The sequence below is a fragment of the Corynebacterium sp. c8Ua_99 genome, from assembly GCF_039907185.1.
GTDB lineage: Bacteria > Actinomycetota > Actinomycetes > Mycobacteriales > Mycobacteriaceae > Corynebacterium > Corynebacterium jeikeium_D.
This window is the reverse complement of sequence record NZ_JASBOG010000010.1, coordinates 38,014-55,656: the sequence shown is the minus strand read 5'-3', so window position 1 is coordinate 55,656 and position 17,643 is coordinate 38,014. Positions and strand designations below refer to the sequence as shown.

15 protein-coding genes and 1 riboswitch are annotated in these 17,643 nt (G+C 58.2%); of the genes, 8 read left to right on the top strand and 7 right to left on the bottom strand.

All coding sequences use genetic code 11. The features are described 5' to 3' along the window. Positions 1 to 19 precede the first annotated feature (19 nt). Complete coding sequence (gene thiC / locus QKE19_RS07240; RefSeq protein ID WP_049193640.1) at positions 20 to 1,726, bottom strand: phosphomethylpyrimidine synthase ThiC; 1,707 nt, start codon at positions 1,724 to 1,726, stop codon at positions 20 to 22. Continuing rightward, a riboswitch (TPP riboswitch) is annotated at positions 1,725 to 1,846 on the bottom strand. It overlaps the preceding gene by 2 nt. A gap of 288 nt (positions 1,847 to 2,134) precedes the next feature. Between thiC and QKE19_RS07235 the strand changes: the two genes are divergently transcribed. From QKE19_RS07235 to QKE19_RS07220, 4 genes are all read left to right on the top strand, one after another. Beyond that, entirely contained in the window at positions 2,135 to 2,761 is a 627-nt protein-coding gene (locus QKE19_RS07235) for a hypothetical protein (RefSeq protein WP_347890700.1), read from the top strand. Beyond that, on the top strand, positions 2,758 to 4,605 hold the full coding sequence (locus tag QKE19_RS07230) for a hypothetical protein (protein WP_347890699.1): 1,848 nt from the start codon (positions 2,758 to 2,760) through the stop codon (positions 4,603 to 4,605). Before QKE19_RS07235 ends, QKE19_RS07230 begins: the two co-directional genes overlap by 4 nt. 212 nt (positions 4,606 to 4,817) lie before the next feature. Beyond that, positions 4,818 to 6,314, top strand: coding sequence for an MFS transporter (locus QKE19_RS07225; protein ID WP_347890698.1), 1,497 nt, complete (start codon positions 4,818 to 4,820; stop codon positions 6,312 to 6,314). Further along, positions 6,301 to 6,846: a TetR/AcrR family transcriptional regulator gene (locus QKE19_RS07220; RefSeq protein ID WP_049189337.1), complete on the top strand. Its 546-nt coding sequence runs from the start codon at positions 6,301 to 6,303 to the stop codon at positions 6,844 to 6,846. The genes QKE19_RS07225 and QKE19_RS07220 overlap by 14 nt, the downstream gene beginning before the upstream one ends. Before the next feature lie 6 nt (positions 6,847 to 6,852). Here QKE19_RS07220 and QKE19_RS07215 read toward each other — a convergent pair whose 3' ends face one another. After that, the gene (locus QKE19_RS07215) at positions 6,853 to 8,055 is read right to left on the bottom strand and encodes an alpha/beta hydrolase (protein WP_347890697.1); all 1,203 of its coding nucleotides are present in this window, start codon (positions 8,053 to 8,055) and stop codon (positions 6,853 to 6,855) included. A 387-nt stretch (positions 8,056 to 8,442) separates the two neighbouring features. On the opposite strand from QKE19_RS07215, the gene QKE19_RS07210 reads away from it, so the two are divergent. Then, positions 8,443 to 10,032, top strand: a complete 1,590-nt coding sequence (locus QKE19_RS07210) for a Re/Si-specific NAD(P)(+) transhydrogenase subunit alpha (RefSeq protein ID WP_101687675.1) — start codon at positions 8,443 to 8,445, stop codon at positions 10,030 to 10,032. Between the two features lie 6 nt (positions 10,033 to 10,038). Continuing rightward, the gene (locus QKE19_RS07205; protein ID WP_049189335.1) at positions 10,039 to 11,514 is read left to right on the top strand and encodes an NAD(P)(+) transhydrogenase (Re/Si-specific) subunit beta; all 1,476 of its coding nucleotides are present in this window, start codon (positions 10,039 to 10,041) and stop codon (positions 11,512 to 11,514) included. A 48-nt stretch (positions 11,515 to 11,562) separates the two neighbouring features. On the opposite strand, the gene QKE19_RS07200 is transcribed toward QKE19_RS07205, so the two are convergent. The 5 genes from QKE19_RS07200 to QKE19_RS07180 all read right to left on the bottom strand — a co-directional run bounded on the left by QKE19_RS07200 (position 11,563) and on the right by QKE19_RS07180 (position 15,808). After that, positions 11,563 to 12,018 (bottom strand): GNAT family N-acetyltransferase, encoded by a 456-nt coding sequence (locus QKE19_RS07200; RefSeq protein ID WP_259803138.1) that lies wholly within the window; start codon positions 12,016 to 12,018, stop codon positions 11,563 to 11,565. An 87-nt stretch (positions 12,019 to 12,105) separates the two neighbouring features. Further along, a complete protein-coding gene (locus QKE19_RS07195; RefSeq protein ID WP_049172680.1) occupies positions 12,106 to 12,990 on the bottom strand; it encodes a biotin-dependent carboxyltransferase family protein in 885 nt (294 codons plus the stop codon). A gap of 18 nt (positions 12,991 to 13,008) precedes the next feature. Beyond that, complete coding sequence (locus QKE19_RS07190) at positions 13,009 to 13,662, bottom strand: allophanate hydrolase subunit 1 (RefSeq protein WP_049172678.1); 654 nt, start codon at positions 13,660 to 13,662, stop codon at positions 13,009 to 13,011. Positions 13,663 to 13,733: 71 nt separating this feature from the next. Then, the gene (locus tag QKE19_RS07185; protein WP_049172677.1) at positions 13,734 to 14,507 is read right to left on the bottom strand and encodes a 5-oxoprolinase subunit PxpA; all 774 of its coding nucleotides are present in this window, start codon (positions 14,505 to 14,507) and stop codon (positions 13,734 to 13,736) included. Positions 14,508 to 14,596: 89 nt separating this feature from the next. After that, on the bottom strand, positions 14,597 to 15,808 hold the full coding sequence (locus QKE19_RS07180; protein ID WP_070862844.1) for an NRAMP family divalent metal transporter: 1,212 nt from the start codon (positions 15,806 to 15,808) through the stop codon (positions 14,597 to 14,599). 148 nt (positions 15,809 to 15,956) lie between these two features. Between QKE19_RS07180 and QKE19_RS07175 the strand changes: the two genes are divergently transcribed. Together QKE19_RS07175 and QKE19_RS07170 are read left to right on the top strand one after the other, a co-directional pair. After that, positions 15,957 to 16,643, top strand: coding sequence for a GntR family transcriptional regulator (locus QKE19_RS07175; RefSeq protein ID WP_070549497.1), 687 nt, complete (start codon positions 15,957 to 15,959; stop codon positions 16,641 to 16,643). Positions 16,644 to 16,673: 30 nt separating this feature from the next. Continuing rightward, positions 16,674 to 17,639, top strand: a complete 966-nt coding sequence (locus QKE19_RS07170) for an NADP-dependent oxidoreductase (protein ID WP_224783800.1) — start codon at positions 16,674 to 16,676, stop codon at positions 17,637 to 17,639. Positions 17,640 to 17,643: the final 4 nt, after the last annotated feature.

Below are 17,643 nucleotides of genomic sequence, written 5' to 3'. Positions count from 1 at the left end.
CAGCTTCTAAGACAACCAGCTACTCCGCGGTAATCGGCAGGTAGACGCGGCTCCCCTGATCAGCGAACTCCTGGGACTTCTCAGCCATGCCGGCCTCGATCGCTTCAACGGAGTCCAGGCCGTGTTCCTTCGCGTAGTCCTGTACATCCTTGGAAATACGCATGGAGCAGAACTTCGGACCACACATGGAACAGAAATGCGCAGTCTTTGCCGGCTCTGCAGGCAGAGTCTCATCGTGGTAATCCAGCGCAGTGTCCGGATCCAGAGCCAGTGCAAACTGGTCATGCCAACGGAACTCGAAGCGGGCCTTCGACAGCGCGTCGTCACGCTCCTGAGCGCGCGGCAGCCCCTTCGCCAAGTCGGCGGCGTGCGCGGAAATCTTGTAAGTAATCACGCCGACCTTGACGTCGTCGCGGTTCGGCAGCCCCAGGTGCTCCTTCGGCGTGACGTAGCAAAGCATGGCGGTGCCAGCCTGCGCAATGATTGCCGCACCGATAGCCGAGGTGATGTGGTCATAGCCCGGCGCGATATCGGTTGCCAGCGGGCCGAGGGTGTAGAACGGAGCTTCCTCACACCACTCCTCTTCCCACTTCACGTTGTCGGCGATCTTGTGCATCGGAACGTGGCCTGGACCTTCAATCATGACCTGACAGCCGCGGGACTTAGCGATCTTGGTCAGCTCGCCGAGGGTGCGCAGCTCAGCCAGCTGGGCTTCATCGTTAGCGTCGGCAATGGAGCCCGGACGCAGGCCATCACCGAGGGAGAACGTGACATCGTACTGCGCCAGAATGTCGCACAGCTCAGCGAAGCGGGTGTAGAGGAAGCTCTCCTGGTGATGCGCGAGGCACCATGCGGCCATAATCGAGCCACCGCGGGAAACAATGCCTGTCACGCGGTTGGCGGCCAGAGGCACATAGCGCAGCAGCACACCCGCGTGAACGGTCATGTAGTCCACGCCCTGTTCACACTGCTCAATGATGGTTTCGCGGTAGATTTCCCAGGTCAGCTTGGCCGGGTCACCCTTGACCTTCTCCAGCGCCTGGTAAATCGGCACCGTACCAACCGGCACCGGGGAGTTACGCAGAATCCACTCGCGGGTTTCGTGAATGTCCTTGCCAGTGGACAGGTCCATGATGGTGTCCGCGCCCCAACGGGTTGCCCACACCATCTTCTCCACCTCTTCAGAGATGGACGAAGTCACGGCCGAGTTGCCGATATTTGCGTTGATCTTGGTGGCAAAACGCTTGCCGATAATCATCGGCTCAGTCTCCGGGTGCTTGTGGTTGGCCGGAATCACGGCACGACCCGCAGCGACCTCTTCGCGCACAACTTCCGGATCCACACCTTCACGAGCGGCGATGAAAGCCATCTCCGGGGTGACAATTCCCGCACGCGCCCATGCCAGCTGCGTCTTGACCTTCGGTGCATCCTCAGAGCCCGCAACCGCCGGCACTGCCGGAGCCTTCGGCCACGAGTCACGAGTCTTAGCCAAACCCTCCTTCAGGTTCAGCTTCGGGTTTTCCTCGGTGTAGATACCCGAGGTGTCGTAAGCATCGAAGTGAGTACCGTCCGTCAGATTGATTCGACGAACTGGAATCCGCAGGTTCGCCTCACCGAAATCGTTGCTAAACGCAACCTCGTCGTAATGCTTGTTACTGCGGTAAATCGGGCCAGTTGTAACCTCGCCCTCTTTCGGCGGAGCGGATACAGATACACGTGCGGCCATGAAGCAACACATCCCTTTCCTACGCTGGTATTACCCAGATTCAGGTTCGTCCGGTCGACGCTCGATTCCTAGCGTCCTCTCAGTGCCGGAATTTCGGTTGGCACTCCCGTGGTTTTGTAATGCGCCTCATAGTCTAACCAATCGTTCGGATTACTTCGGTCATTACACCCACGTTTGCCGCCAATGCTTAACGACGGCACGGAGAACACACCCTAAAGGTGCAGGTTGCGGCTGTGCAGCGGCGCTGTTTTTCGCGGCGACCGCGTTGTCCACACCCCTAAAAAGTTATCCACAGTCGGTCTATTTTTTCGGCTTCTCAGCAAGCGCAATTGTGAACGCGGTGTTATATCTTTCTCACACAAATTCTTTGGGGAGGGAAAATTGAAAAAGGCGACTACTGCCGCCCTAGTGTCAGCACTTCTATGGGGAGTAACGGGGACTAGTTGCGCATCGACCAAGGCTTCCGGCGAGGACGTTCAACCTGTCGGCGACAATGCGACAACCATCACTACTGACTCGGGCGTGGCGTTACCTGCGGGTGTGCTTCCACCCAACAATCCGCCGGAGCCCGGTGATGCTCCACTTGGCCCCGATGGGCACTACAACTACGACGCACCCGAATTCGTCCTGACCAATCCGTGTGACGACCCTGAGATTATGGGGCGCTTAGACAGGCTGGGGTTCCGGGAGCAGTCTGAGGTTTCAGAACGAATTAAAGGTGTCAAACAAATAGGTTGCGGACTTCAAACAAGTCACATTTTGCCACTTGGCCTCTGGCACACATCGGTGGCCCATTCCCGGCTCGAGAACTATGACGCTCACCCCACCACACACCACTCGGAAGGCCTTCATTGGGTGACTTTCAAACAAACCAACCCGATTGGTCTCTCGTACTGCATTGCATCCGTAGAGACCCCGAAAGGCGCACTGGGTTTTATAACGCACATCTCAGAGGAAGAATCCACTGATTTCGATGAAACACTCTGCAAGCCCGCCAATGAACTTATGACCAATTACCTGGGGGAAATGTCTTGATTTCTGCAAATATTTCGACAATTGATCACGCAATTAGCGGACTAACTGGAGCAATCATGCTTCCCGGCTCGTCTATGACGATGCAGCCCAACTTGGCCGGCTACTCACAGGTTCCGTCACTCCAGCTGGTGGCGACAGAACACAGTCTCGCAATTTCCGGCAGTACGGGAAGCTCTGCCGCCGTCGGATTGTCTCTGGGCAAACAGCTCACGTGGGCGCAAACAAATCTCGCTGACTTCCGTCGCGTGATTACTGAGCACGAATCCACCATGAATCGGATCCTTCGAAGCATTAACCCGTTCAATGGTGACGGTGCTTCCATTGCCGAAGTAGCGCGAACAAGCGGTGTATTTCAGCGTCGGCCAATGTTTGAAGCTGGAAGTCTCACTTTCGCGCCAGTCACACTTTCTGCGGAACTCGGTCTTGATGCGAAGTCCCTACTATCCATGTTTTCCTCGACAAACGACGGTGCCGTAGCCGAGGCAATCGCCTACTGGAACAACTTCGCCGAAACTATGACCACGTTGGCCAGCAATCTAACCTCCATCTCATCCGGCTTGGTGTCGAGCAACAGCGGTGCTGTCTTCTCTGCTGCTGACTCAACAATGAAAGGTCTGGCCGCACGCGCAACCAGCATCGCCACCGCATCTGAGGTCATGGCCGGACACCTTGCCGTTTTGCCGTCCGTTAAGGCAATGGCCGTCAATGCACTATCTGCGATTGAGGCCGAGTCCAAGGCACTCCCAAACCCTGGCGCGCAAAAGGCTTTTGAACAGGCCGAGGTAGCAGCCTTTCTCTCTGGCCCGTATACCGCACAGCTACAGACCGCTATTCCTCGAATTCCTAACCTGGTTTCTGCCGATGCCGGAAGTGGTGTGACTGCCGAGGTTTCCGTTGGGGCCACAGTCGCCGGGCGTTCTGGAACTAGTCAGTTCGGTCTTTCGCCTGCGGGGATGACTGGAAGCATGCAGGCCGCCAGCGCACCAGTTGGCGCCACCTCAACTGTTCCGGATTCTCCAACACCACAATCCACAGCCGCGAGTGCTCCCGCTCCTTCGCAGGCTCAACCGAGCACTTCGACTTTATCGAACCCTACTAATCCGTCTGCTACCCCTGTGCACCCCGCATCACCTGGCAGCCCAACGAGCTCCACAATCTCGCCAACTTCCCCGACCGGTACATCGACCATGGCTCAATCGAACGCGGCGAATCCAGCCATGGTCGCTCCTTCGGGAGCGAGCGCCCCACTTCAACGCACTTCACCGCAGGCATCTTCGCCTTACGGCGTTCACGGCAACCGACCGGCTGGCTCCCTCGGCGCAGGACGCGCTGCGGGGCTCACACCAGCGGGCAATATCCCGGCACTGCCGGCTTCTGGAAACGCAAGCTCCCGCCCACCGGCCTCGGGAATTCTGACTTCAAGTCCCGGTCGTATGCCAACGCCAACAGCAGGTCGCGGGATGGGAACCGGCTTGGGTGCCGGGGTCGCTGGGTCTGCCTTGCCAAACACCTCGAATAGCCCTGGACAGCGCGGAAGTGGATTGATGAATTCCCTCATCAGTGCGCGCAACAGTACTGCTACCGGAACTTCGGGCGCGGCTGGCGGAACCGCGAGCACTGCTGCTGGAAACCGTGGCGCAGGCGCTTTCGCAGCCACCACTGCGGGAAACCGTGGCGGACTGCTCCAAAAGGACTCCGCACCGTCGGCACGCAAACTGACAAATGTAGCCACCATCAGGGATAACGATGCCGGCGCTTTCGAGCAGAACGAATATCAGAAGGAGCTTTTCGGGGATGCGCCAATCACTATCCCGGCGGTGATAGGCCACAACGTCCGAGCGTAAAGTCAGCGCGTCCAAGCTGATCTTTACCCGCTCGGGCGCCACGGGGGGGATCGAACGGTGTCCGTGAATTCGTACCTCAATAACGCCTTCAACTTAGACACTTTTTCACCGGCCCTTTGGGCGGGATTGGCGTACTTTTGTTGAAGTTCTAGGCCTAAATCGTCGCTCTCCAGAAGTTGTAACTAAACCGAACGTTCGTTACAGTTACTGGAATGACAAGTACCGACCACGCCGCTTCCACGAGGGCTAATCCGTCCACTCCAGTCACCCACAGGTGGGTCTTCCTCGCTATCATCAGCGCCGGCCTACTACTCATCGGCATAGATAACTCGGTGCTCTACACTGCCCTGCCAGTTCTGCGCGAGCAGCTCCACACAACCGAGCTGGAGGGCCTGTGGATCATCAACGCCTACCCACTGGTGATCTCCGCACTCCTCCTCGGCACTGGCACTCTGGGCGACCGCATCGGTCACCGCAAGATGTTTCTTGTGGGCCTGACGATTTTTGGCTTATCTTCCCTGGCCGCGGCCTTTGCGCCGCACGCCTGGGCGCTGGTCATCGCCCGCGGCTGCCTGGGACTGGGCGCCGCGACCATGATGCCGGCCACTCTCGCACTGCTACGTGAGACCTTCCACCACCCTCGTGAACTTGCCACGGCTATTGGCATTTGGTCAGCCACGGCAACACTGGGTGCCGCTGCTGGCCCCGTCGTCGGCGGTTTCCTGTTGGAGCACTTTTGGTGGGGCTCAATCTTCCTTATCAACATCCCTGTCGTAGTTTTCGCAATCATTGGCACGCTGATTTTCGCTCCACCAAATCAGCCCAATCCAGCCAAGCGCTGGGACTTTCTCACCAGCCTCTACGCGATGCTGGCCATGCTGGGCCTGGTTTCGCTTATCAAGGAACTCGCCGGCCATCGCTCCTCCACCGTCATCGTCGCAGCTATCGCCTGTGGGCTAGTGGGCGCGGTACTGTTTCAGCGTCGTCAGGCACGTCTTACCGAACCCCTCATCGACTTTTCGGTCTTCCGTTCGCCGATGTTTTCCGGTGGCGTGCTGGCAGCCGCGCTTGCCATGTTTGTCCTGGCAGGCGCTGAATTGATGACGACGCAGCGCTTCCAGATTTCCGTCGGATACACACCACTCGACGCGGGCTTGCTAGTTGCCACCGCGGCACTGGCGTCCTTGCCAGTTGGTGTCATCGGCGGCATGGTGCTCCATCGAGTGGGTTTCCGCACGCTTATCACCGGCGGCTTCCTCCTCAACGCCGTCGGACTGGCAGGCATGTACTACGGCGTTTCCTCGGGCAATTTCTCGCTCATGATCGCGGGATTGATACTGCTCGGCGCGGGCGCAGGTTCTGTGATGTCGGTGTCGTCGACCGCGATTATCGGCTCAGCGCCGAGGTCAAAGGCAGGTATGGCGGCGGCGATGGAATCCGTGTCCTACGAGTTCGGCACACTGATCACCGTCGCAATCACAGGCAGTCTCCTGCCTATGTTCTACGCACTGTTCACGCCTGTCGACGCCAGCATCTCACTCACCGATGCACTTCACACGCCAGCGCTTAACGACGGCGCCCGCGCCGGCCTCGACAGTTCCTACCTGGCCATTTTGATTATCCTGGCTGTCGTTGCTGTCATTGCAGCGATTGCGACTGCGGTGGCATTCCGCGGCAACCCGAAGGAGACTGAATATGCGCACGAGTAAGCGCACTGCCATCCTCGACACAATCGTTGAGATTATCGAGACAAGCGGTTTTTCCGAGGTCACCTACGAAAATGTTGCAACTCAATGCGGAATGAGTAAATCAGGATTGATTTACCACTTCCCCTCCCGCGAAGACATGATCCGCAGCGTCCATGAGCACATGGCGCAGTTATGGGAGGAGGAGCTTATCGAAGCCGCAGGTGGGCCCGCAGAGGAGGTATCCCCCGCCAACCGCCTACGCGCAAACCTCCAGGTCTCGCTGGATACGGCAACGAGGGCCGAGCTACTCATGTCCATCGACTCTGCCGCCGACCCGGAGCTACGCGAGATTTGGACGCGCCTTTTGCGCCGGTGGAATCCGCCGGTAGAACGGATTGCCACCGACCAGGATGCCTGCATGGCCTACGTTGTCCAAATGATTTCCGATGGACTCTGGGCTAACGACTACCTCAACGGCAATCAGCTCACGAAAGCGCAGCGCAAGGCAATCGCCGAGGCCGCGGCAAAGCTAATTCCAGAGTCGATGGAGTAGCCAGCTCTAGATGCCCTTGCGCTGAACGTCCTTGAGCTCGGAGTCAGTGGCCAGGCCATAGTTGGCACCCTCATAGACAGCCTTTGCTCGACTCGTTCCGGCGAGCACATACTCGCTAAAGGACAGCACCATCGAGCCGAGCACATTCTTGGACGGATCATCCAGGTAGGTGCCGTGGTAGGAACCGGTGACTACCGCTTCCCAGGCGGGCCCTGCAGCATCGCGGTAACCACGTCGATCGGCATCAAAAGGAACGATGTCCTCGTGCTCAGCAATGGCCACCAGGCTTGGAATCTCCGGCGGGGTGGAGATCAGCCCAGCGTCGGAAGGCCCTGGGGTGATGGCAACCAGACCACGGGTGACCATATCGATGCCCGCAGCCTGGAAGGCCTTATCCATCCTGTTGTTCAGGAAGATTGCGGAGCCACCACCTGCAGAGTGCCCGACCAGCATCGTCCGGGAGAAATCGATCTTGCCTGCAAGTGGCGTGGACTCGTCCTCATTGGCCGCTGCGGCAACTGAAGCTGCCAGCACCATCTGTGGCGCGAACCAGTTGGTGAAGTTGTAGCCGAGAGCCACGACATATCCGTGGCTTGCATAGAGTCGCGCTTGCGCGTCGTACATACCTGGCTCAGTACCAATGCCAGGGCTCAGAACCATCAGCGGCGCGGACTCCATGGAGTCGATATCCGCCGGGTAAATGAGCTGCGCGCCAACTGGGGAGGCGTTGGCCGATTCCGGCAACACGTCATAGCAGCCGGTGGTGCCGTGGAGACCGTGGAGGTCCCGCAGCACGCGGTTGTAGATGGTGTAGACGACACCATCACATGGCATTGCTTCACGGGTTGCGGCAACTGGGTGGGAGCCCATCGCCCCGAACTCCTTGCGCAGGTGCCCCGCCTCTGGGGCGAACGGCTCGGTGATATGGCCACTTTCACCACCGGAGATGACGCGGTTCACGCCACCCATGACATCCACCAGAGCACCGCCAATTTTGTCCACGGTTTCCGAGTTCTGGTAGTCAACAGTGCTTTCACGTGCAGTGATGTCCGGCAGCTGACCAATGCGCGGTGCCGCCTGCGCTGGCGCCTGTCCGCCGAGAACCACACCAGCTGCGAGCGAGAGAGCAACCACCTTCGAGAACGTGCGCGCCCGCCCTTGACGGGATGCCGACACGGTCTTTCCGGCGACACTTAGTGAACCAATCATCGTTTTCCTTAACTCTTGCCAAGAACCTAGGAATACGAATTTACCTAATACGTAAATACATACGTAAAGACAGGAATAGCCTCCCCCACCTTTCACCCCTCAAACAATCATTCAGGGCGCTGAAAATGTTCACTCTCGCCCAAAATTAACACCACCACCCCCATTTCCTACCCCCTTTCCAAGAGTGCACAGATTCAGAAAACCCACCTCACCACCGTTACCCACATATTTTTATTACCTTTTTCCACAAACGCCTCCGCTGCCTCCCCACCAGCGCATACCTTATTGACACCAAGGAGAAAGTGGCCACGCCCACACTCACTGTTAACCGACAACCGAGTGCGCATGGCTCTTAATAAAACCCCCGAACAGAAAAGAACTCCCACAATGAGAATCGGCATCCCTTTAGAACCCGATCCCCAGCAAACAATTGTGGCTGCGACCCCGGAGACCGTCGGCAAACTCGTCAAGCTTGGCTACGAGGTCGCCGTGCAGGCTGACGCCGGCCTGGCTGCTAAGTTCACCGACGCGGACTACGAATCCGCCGGTGCCACCATTGTCGACGAGTCTGTCTGGCACAGCGATATCGTCGTAACGCTCGACACTCCGCCGGAGCAGTTCCGTGCACTGCTTAACGACGGTGCCATGCTGATCAGCCGACTTGCGCCAGGCCGAAACGAAGAACTGGTCGAAGAGCTCGCGCAACGCAACATCACTGCCCTTGCTATGGATGCAGTTCCCCGCATTTCCAGGGCACAGTCGATGGACGTGCTGTCGTCGATGGCCAACATCGGCGGCTACCGCGCAGTAGTTGAAGCTGCTTCTGCATATGGTCGCCTCTTCACTGGTCAGGTGACTGCCGCAGGCAAGATGCCACCAGCTACCGTTTACGTCATCGGCGCTGGTGTCGGCGGACTTGCGGCGATCGGTACGGCCAACTCTATGGGCGCGGTTGTTAAGGCAACAGACCTGCGCCCTGAAGCCGGTGAACAGGTCGAATCGATGGGTGCAGAGTTCATCCCGATTCCGGCCGCCGCCGAGAAGTCCGAGGATGGCTACGCCAAGGAAATGACCAATGATCAGGCTGCCGCTGCCGCGAAGCTCTACTCCGAGCAGTCCGCGCAGGCTGACATTGTCATTACCACCGCGAATATCCCGGGCCGTCGCTCTCCGCTGTTGCTGACTGCTGCCGATGTTGCAGCTATGAAACCAGGCAGCGTCATCGTCGACATGGCTGCCGCCGGTGGCGGCAACTGCGAGATGACGGTTCCAGGCAAGACCATTGTCACTGACAACGGTGTGACCATCATCGGTTACACCGACCTTGCAGGACGTCTGCCCGCGCAGGCATCGTCGCTGTACGGACAGAACATTTTCAACCTGTTCAAGCTGATCACGCCGGAAAAGGATGGCTCTCCGGTTCTCAATCTCGAGGATGAGATTATCCGTGGCATCACGGTAACAAAGGCTCGCCCACAGAATGGCGCCGGCGCTACCGGAGCTGAGATTCTCTGGCCACCACCGCCAATCAAGGTCGCTGTCACCCCTGCTGCCCCACTGCAGGAGCAGCAGGCCCACCAGGCCGCATTAGAAGAGAATGCGCCGGAGAAGGTTTCCTTCATGGGATCGGGCCTGGGCTCGAAGATTGCTCTGGGCCTGATGGCACTGCTGGCAATTGTGGTTATGCTCAGCGCACCGCACAGCGTGAGCGCCAACTTCATGGTTCTCACCTTGGCTATCGTGCTTGGCTTCTACGTAATCTCCGCGGTCACGCCGCGCCTACACACACCGCTGATGTCTGAGACCAACGCGATTTCCGGCATTGTTCTGGTGGGTGCGATTCTCCAGGTGGGAAGCTCCAACCTGCTGGTTTCCGGTCTCGCGTTCGCGGCCATCGTGGTTAGCTCCATCAATATCTTCGGCGGTTTCGCCGTCACCGACCGCATGCTTGGCATGTTTGTGAAAGAGGAGGCATAAAGTCTAATGGCTAGCATTGATACTGCTTCGCTTCTGGACTGGACCTACCGCCTGTCCAACGTCGGCTACATTGTCGCCGCCGTCCTGTTCCTCGCTGCCCTCTCGGGCCTGTCCAAGCCGGAGACCGCTCGCCGCGGTAACTCCTTCGGTATCGCCGGTATGGCTGTAGCCGTCGTCATTGCCATCTTCCAGGCACTCGTGACCGCAGACACCAAGCCGGATACTCACTTCTCGCCGCTGATTACCCTGATTCTCATCGCTGTCGCTATCGGCATCGGTGGTGTCATCGGTATCAGTCGCGCACGCCGCGTTGCCATGACTGGCATGCCGCAGCTGATTGCACTGTTCAATGGTCTGGTCGGACTCGGCGCTATCTTCATCGGCTTCAACTCCTACATCTTCGCTGAAGATGTAGCCCCCGATGCCCTGAAGTTCCACTTCGGCGAGGTCTACATTGGCGTCTTCATCGGCGCTGTGACCTTCACTGGCTCCATCGTCGCAGGCCTGAAGCTGTCTGAGAAGATCAAGGGCTCGCCACTACTGCTGCCGGGCCGCAACGCTCTGAACATTGCCATTCTGGTAGTCACTCTGGTTCTCCTGGCTGTCTTCATCGCAACCGGCACCGAGGGCGGCGCCATCGCATGGGCATGCATGATTGCAGTCACTGCTTTGGGCCTGTTCTTGGGCTGGCACCTGGTCATCGCCATCGGTGGCGGCGACATGCCGGTTGTCGTGTCCATCATGAACTCGTACTCCGGTTGGGCCGCCGCTTTCACCGGTCTCATGCTTGGCAACCCGCTGCTCATCATCACTGGTGCGCTAGTTGGTTCCTCCGGCGCCTACCTGTCGTACATCATGTGTGAGGCCATGAACCGCTCCTTTGCCAACGTTATTCTGGGCGGCTTTGGCTCCGAGGCTTCGTCGGGAAGCGCTGTGGAAGGCTCCCACACCGAGGTCAGCCACGAGGACACCTCCGAGATTCTGCGTGACGCAGACAAGATCCTCATCGCTCCGGGCTACGGTATGGCTGTGGCACAGGCTCAGTACGCTGTTGCTGACCTGGTCCGTAACCTGCGTGAGGCCGGCAAGGAAGTGGTCTTCGGTATCCACCCAGTCGCCGGCCGCCTACCGGGTCACATGAACGTGCTGCTGGCTGAGGCCAAGGTTCCCTACGACATCGTGCTGGAGCTGGACGAGGTCAACGATGACTTCGCTGACGTGGATGTCACCCTGGTCATCGGTGCAAATGACACCGTCAACCCGATGGCAGAGCAGCCGGGCTCCCCGATTGCAGGTATGCCGGTGCTGAAGGTGTGGGAATCTGAGCGCGTGATTGTTCTCAAGCGTTCGATGGGTTCGGGTTACTCGGGCGTGCAGAACCCGCTGTTCTTCAACGAAAACACAGATATGCTTATCGGCGATGCGAAGGCCAGCGTCGACTCTCTAAACCGCATCCTGGCAAGTTCGAAGGTCAACGCTTAAAACTTCAGGTAAGCAACGCCGTACAAACCGGAGCCTAAGTACTTTCCCCTAGGACCCATCACGAACCATCGTGATGTGCTCAATGCCGGCTTCCATGAAGGTCTCCCCGATCTCATGGAAGCCGGCTTTTGCGTACACAGCCTTCGCCTGCGTCTGGGCATGCAGAATCAGCCCCGTATCCGGGTGGTCAGCGATGACCTGCTGCAGCAGTTTCGAGGACAACCCCCTACCCCGGCTCGCGGCATCGACGACAACGCGTCCGATGGTGCGCGGGTAGTTCGTCGAGAACTCATCGAGCGTGTCAATCACACGCAAGTACGCAATAATCTTGCGGGCGTCATTGTCGTCGCGGATGAAATAGTGCTCTGCGGTATCTTCCAGGTCGCGCCAGTCCATTTCCGGCTCTGTACAGGACTGCTCAAGATAAAACACGTCGGTACGCAACGCCGAGATGGCATAAACATCCGTCGCGCTGAGTTGAGAAAAGGAGGCGTGTTCAATCATGGTGGCTGATTTTACTGCGAAGAACGGTGTGACGCTCATAGCTGGCAAACGTAGTGGCGCACCATCGCGCAGAATGAAGCCGCAGACCTATACCGCCCGCACCCGGCGGAATTGTACCTTCGCGCCGGGCACCAATTGCCCGGCCCTCGACAATGACGGCTCCGTCAACACACCAATGACCGGATATCCACCCGTCGCCGGATGATCAGGACCGAAAATAATCGGCTGCCCCGATGCGGGCACTTGTATCGCACCGGGGACCATTCCCTCGCTTGCCAACTCATGGGTGACCTGGCGCTCAAGAGTAGTCCCATTCAGCCGAAGTCCGACGCGGTTGGCCTCTTGCGTCACGGTCCATGTCTCGTGAAAGAAATCACTGACGCTTTCCCGCGTAAACCAGTCCGCCCGAGGGCCAGGAACAACATCTAAGCGCGCAGCCTCGCTCGACCAATGAGGCGCGGGATAAATTGCGATTGACGACCCCGTCGAATACTCCGGGTCGCCGACCTGCAAGACCTGACCGGCCTGCAAAGGCGCTGGGCCGAGCTTGCCGAGCGTATCGTATGACCGCGAGCCCAGCACTTCCGCGACATCGATGCCCCCTCGAATCGCGACGTACCCGCGAAGACCTGCATCGAAGGTACCAAGCCGCACAATTGCCTTCGCCCCGACCACAATTCGACTATTCATCGAGGTCTTGATGACCTTGCCATCCTGCTCGACAGTCACCTCACCGTGGGCTCCTGCGAAGGATATGATTGCTCCCTCCGCTACTTGGAACTCCAACCCGCCGACGACGCACTCAAGCACCGCCAGGCTTTCTTCGTTGACAACCATCCGGTTAGCAGCTGCCGCGGACTCGTGGTCGAACGCACCGGAAGTACTCACGCCCAGGCTGCCTTGCCCTGCACGGCCCAAATCCTGAATCGTCGTCAATATGCCGGGTCGAATAATCTCGATAGAATTCTTCATCTCTTCCGCCCCCTTTTTCTACGCCGCACTCACCGTAGAAGTCGCTTCAAATTGCACCTCAACCCCGGGCTCAAGCAGCGCCGGATTAGGCCGATTCAAGTCCCACATCTCCACATCTGTATGTCCCAAGAGCTGCCAGCCACCGGGCGAATCGATGGGATATACACCTGCGAATTGGCCCGCAAGTCCGACGGAGCCCTTGGGAACTCGAGTGCGCGGCGTCGTAAGGCGGGGAATATCAAGCGGCTCTGGCCACCCCTGACCGCTCCCGCGCACCATGTAATAAAAGCCCGGCGCGAATCCACCGAACGCGGCCGTCCAAGGGCGTTCGCAGTGCCAATCGATCAACGCTTGAGGGCTCATCCCAAGGCTTTGTGCCAAGGACTCAAGGTCCGCGCCGTCATAGTGAACGGGAATCGTCATTGTTTTTCGCTTGTCGACGGTCTGCCTCTGCGCATTGTTGCCCCGCAGCGCGGTTTCTACTGCGCCGAGGTAACGACGAGCCGGTCCGCGAAAGCGAAGAAGGAGCGTTTGGGCTGCAGGTACCCTGTCAACGAGTCCCTCAATCTCAGCCGCAGCAGAGTGTGCACGAAGTACCTTCGCCAACGGATTGGCCGATGATGAATAGTCGATAAGCAGCGCATTTGTTCCCATAGGGCGAATCTCGGCCATGGCGGTGCTGATCCTTTCTTCCTTGCGGGGTTGAAAAACTGCGGTTGATAAGACCGGTGTGCGAGTCCGCGCTATACGTGGGCAGCGACGGTGACTCCGGCGTCGACGAGCCCTTGGCGAATCATACGGGAGAGTTCGACCGCACCAGGGGTGTCTCCGTGCAAACAAATAGAGTCAGCCTGCACGGTCAACGGTGAACCGTCGTAGGCGACGATTGGTTCCCCGCTAGCCATTGCAATGACGCGTTTGACGACGGCATCGGGTTCTACAATGACCGACCCCTCGAGTACTCGGGACACCAGAGTTCCATCGGAGTTGTAAGCGCGATCTGCAAAAGCTTCCCTAATCACAGGGAGGTCCGCGTCGAGGCTGAGCCGTTCGATGACCGACCCCGGCTGCGCCATAATGGCAAGCTCATCTCCGCAGGTGGAGCGAGCGAGCAGGAGCGCCTCCACCACTGCAGCGGCCTGATTTTCATCCACTGCGATGCGGTTGTAGAGGGCACCGTGGGGCTTGACGTAGGAAACTTCGGTACCCACCGCCCGTGCACATGCCGAAAGTGCACCAATCTGGTAGACGGTTTCGGCTCGCAATTCTCGATGTGCGTAATCCATGCGACGTCGTCCGAACCCGGGGAGATCGCGGTAGGCGACGTGCGCGCCGATGCGAATTCCGCGCGCAGCAGCTGCCTCACAGGTCTCCATCATGACGCTAGCGTCACCCGCGTGATACCCGCAGGCAATATTGGCACTGGTCACAATGTTCAGCAGAGCGATATCATCACCCATCTTCCACGAGCCGAACGCTTCCCCAAGGTCAGAGTTGAGATCGATAGTGGCGCCCATAAACGTCACCGCTCCTTCCAAGTAATAATGCTGGTCTTTGTACCGTTGTTATGTTGGTTCTCATCTGAGCTGTGCGAGAAACCGGGGGATTAGCCGAGCATTTCAAACACACCGCCGAATGAGCGCCACGCCAAGAACCAGGCGACTGCGACACCCAAGATTCCGATAGCCGCCAACCACTTCGGGTACTTGTAACCATTCATGAGATCCGCACGGAACAGCGCGATGTAAATCAGCACACTAACGCCAATTGGAAGAACCAAACCATTGAAGGCTCCGGCGAAAACCAACAGCGTCGCTGGAGCCGTACCGATGACACCGAAGAGCAGCGTGGAGATTGCAATTAGGACAATGGTGATCGTGTTTTGAGTCTTGGCTCCAGCACCCGAGGAACGAGTCAGAAATGTTGCTGAGGTGTAGCTGGCACCCACAATCGACGAGATTCCCGCAGCCCACAGGACAACGCCAAAGAAGCGCATACCCCAATCTCCTGCCGCAGCTTGGAATGCCTCTGCAGCGGGGTTTCCATCCGTATTGAGGACCACGCCACCCGCAACCACTCCCAAGACAGCTAGGAAAAGGAGGAAACGCATGATGGCTGTGACGATGATGCTCGTAACAGATGAGCGAGTGGTCTGTGCGAGGTTCTCTACACCGCCGGCGCCAGCATCAAGCATGCGGTGAGCGCCAGCGTAAGTAATGTAACCGCCAACAGTGCCACCGACGAGCGTGATGATTGCCAACAAATCAATCGTGTCGGGCATGACCGTGTTCTTCAGTGCTTCCCCTACTGGCGGGTTAGAACTGAACGCCACAATTCCAGTGACCAGAATCATCACGACACCGAGCACAACGAGTGCCTTGTCCAGCGCCATACCCGCCCGCCGGGAGAGGAAGAAGCCAATGGCGAGGATTGCAGTAACAATGCCGCCAATCTTTGCGTCCACGCCCAACATCGCGTTCGCACCAAGTCCAGCACCGCCGACGTTGCCAATATTGAAGACCACACCACCGATGACAATGAGAATTGACATTAACCAGCCCAGCCCCGGAAGCACGGCGTTGCCGAGCTCCTGCGCGCGGCGTCCAGAGACAGCAATCACTCGCCACACGTTGAGCTGAATCGCGATATCAAGAAGCACCGAGATCACAATGGCAAAGGCGAAAGCCGCGCCAAGCTTGGCCGTAAAGGTTGCGGTCTGGGTGAGGAAGCCCGGCCCGATAGCACTGGTCGCCATCAGGAATACGGCGCCGAGGAGTGCCGTTCGCCGCGCCTTATGGGCAGATGTTGAAGCGTCCATAGCGTAAGGCCTTTCCCTACAAGTCTGACGATTCCCACGTTGAAGGATTCCTACGTTGAAGATCGCCTGCACAGAGATTGTTGAACAATGTCTCGTATGTTAATTGGTGATGGCCGCCACACAAAAGTGCTTTAGTAGTCTGTATTACATGACTACCCCCGGAAACATCCTCGACGATCAGACCCGCACGTCCTCTGGGGAAAAACAACAAGACGTTTCAGTAGCGGATGTCACCGCAACTGTCCTGCGCCGAGAGATTCTCGCCGGAAAGCACTATAGCGGCGAGCAGCTCCGTGAAACCCAACTTGCTGCGCGACTGCAGGTCAGCCGCAACACCATCCGACAGGTCTACCGCAAGCTGGAATCTGAGGGGTTACTCACTCATATTCCTCATCACGGCGTTTTTATAGCCTCCTTCGACAAACAACGCATCCGCGAACTGTATGCCTTTCGCCATGTCGTCGAATGCGGAACACTGCGATCGCTAAGCAAGAGCCAGGCAAAGCTCCTCGGCGAAGAGATTCTTTCTATTTGTGGTTCACAGTCATCATTGAACCTTCCCGAACGGAATAATGCCTTTCACCTCGCCATCGTCAGAGCTTCCGGGTCCCCCGACCTGTTAGCCACCGCCGAATCAATTCAGGCCCAACTCCGTCTTTGCTTCCTCTCCTACCCCCAAAGCATCGAACTCCATGCCCGATACGCCGATCGCCACATCAGTATCGCCAAAGTTCTCATCGAGGACACCCCAAACCACGCCGCCGACCTCCTCAGCGCCTACCTCAATGAGTCGTTCAGTGCCGTCACCGCTGCCCTCCCGCTTGCCGACCGTTGATAATTAGCTGCTAGGACTACAGTGATGGACATGGCAGCAAATTCAGGCAACGCATACGCAATGACCATTCCGGAGTTCGGCCCCGCTGACATTTTCACCAGGACACTTATCGATCATGCTCAGCCCGGTCCCGGCGAAATCCTGGTCAAAACCACAGCCATCGGCGCGAATCCGCTGGACTACAAGATGCGCGATGGCTCTTCCGGTCTGTGCACAAAATTCAACCCTCCCGCCGTCCTCGGACGCGAAGCCGCGGGTGAAGTCGTTGCCGTCGGCGAAGGTGTGGACAGCTTCGTCCCCGGCGACCGTGTCTTCGGCATGCGCGGCTTCGACGACTTCCGCGGCACCTACGCAACGCACAACGTCTTCCCCGCCGACGGTGTGGTCCGAACGCCCGATTCGCTTGACGACGTTACCGCTGCGGGTCTTGCCCTAGTGGGAATCACGGCGACCGTCGCTGTCGAGCAGCTTGCAAAGGTAAAAAGCGGTGACACCGTACTCATCCATGGTGCAGGTGGCGGTGTTGGCCAGCTGATGACACAGCTGGCGGTTGCCCGTGGCGCAACTGTGTTGGCCAGTGCGTCGTCACGCCATCATGAAAAACTAGTGGGCTTTGGCGCGCAGCATATTGATTACACAGCGGAAGATGTATTCGAGGCTGTGCGCCGGCGGTTCCCCGAGGGCGTTGATGTTGTGCTCGATGGCGTGTACTTCGACACTTTCCTCCCCTCGCTGGATGTGTTGGCATCGGATGGTCGGATTGTGGCGCTGCCTTCACTGGCCGACCTGACACCGGCGAGGGAACGTGGCATTGAGGCACACATTCCGGCCATTTCGAATGACACGACTATTTATGCCGACCTGGCCGACCGCGTGGTTGCCGGTGAGATTTCACTTCCTATCGGCCTGACTAAGAATCTCACCGAAGTCGCGGAGGTCCACCGAGTATTGGAAGACGGGCACGCTGACGGCAAGATTGTGATGACCGTCGAGTAAACCA

Excerpts from the sequence above, each read along its gene's own strand:
- QKE19_RS07170 (WP_224783800.1), top strand. The coding sequence starts at position 16,674 with ATGGCAGCAAATTCAGGCAACGCATACGCAATGACCATTCCGGAGTTC.
- thiC (WP_049193640.1), bottom strand. The coding sequence starts at position 1,726 with ATGGCCGCACGTGTATCTGTATCCGCTCCGCCGAAAGAGGGCGAGGTT.
- QKE19_RS07190 (WP_049172678.1), bottom strand. The coding sequence starts at position 13,662 with ATGGCCGAGATTCGCCCTATGGGAACAAATGCGCTGCTTATCGACTAT.
- QKE19_RS07180 (WP_070862844.1), bottom strand. The coding sequence starts at position 15,808 with ATGGACGCTTCAACATCTGCCCATAAGGCGCGGCGAACGGCACTCCTC.
- QKE19_RS07225 (WP_347890698.1), top strand. The coding sequence starts at position 4,818 with ATGACAAGTACCGACCACGCCGCTTCCACGAGGGCTAATCCGTCCACT.
- QKE19_RS07205 (WP_049189335.1), top strand. The coding sequence starts at position 10,039 with ATGGCTAGCATTGATACTGCTTCGCTTCTGGACTGGACCTACCGCCTG.
- QKE19_RS07200 (WP_259803138.1), bottom strand. The coding sequence starts at position 12,018 with ATGATTGAACACGCCTCCTTTTCTCAACTCAGCGCGACGGATGTTTAT.
- QKE19_RS07220 (WP_049189337.1), top strand. The coding sequence starts at position 6,301 with ATGCGCACGAGTAAGCGCACTGCCATCCTCGACACAATCGTTGAGATT.
- QKE19_RS07195 (WP_049172680.1), bottom strand. The coding sequence starts at position 12,990 with ATGAAGAATTCTATCGAGATTATTCGACCCGGCATATTGACGACGATT.
- QKE19_RS07210 (WP_101687675.1), top strand. The coding sequence starts at position 8,443 with ATGAGAATCGGCATCCCTTTAGAACCCGATCCCCAGCAAACAATTGTG.
- QKE19_RS07185 (WP_049172677.1), bottom strand. The coding sequence starts at position 14,507 with ATGGGCGCCACTATCGATCTCAACTCTGACCTTGGGGAAGCGTTCGGC.
- QKE19_RS07215 (WP_347890697.1), bottom strand. The coding sequence starts at position 8,055 with ATGATTGGTTCACTAAGTGTCGCCGGAAAGACCGTGTCGGCATCCCGT.
- QKE19_RS07175 (WP_070549497.1), top strand. The coding sequence starts at position 15,957 with ATGACTACCCCCGGAAACATCCTCGACGATCAGACCCGCACGTCCTCT.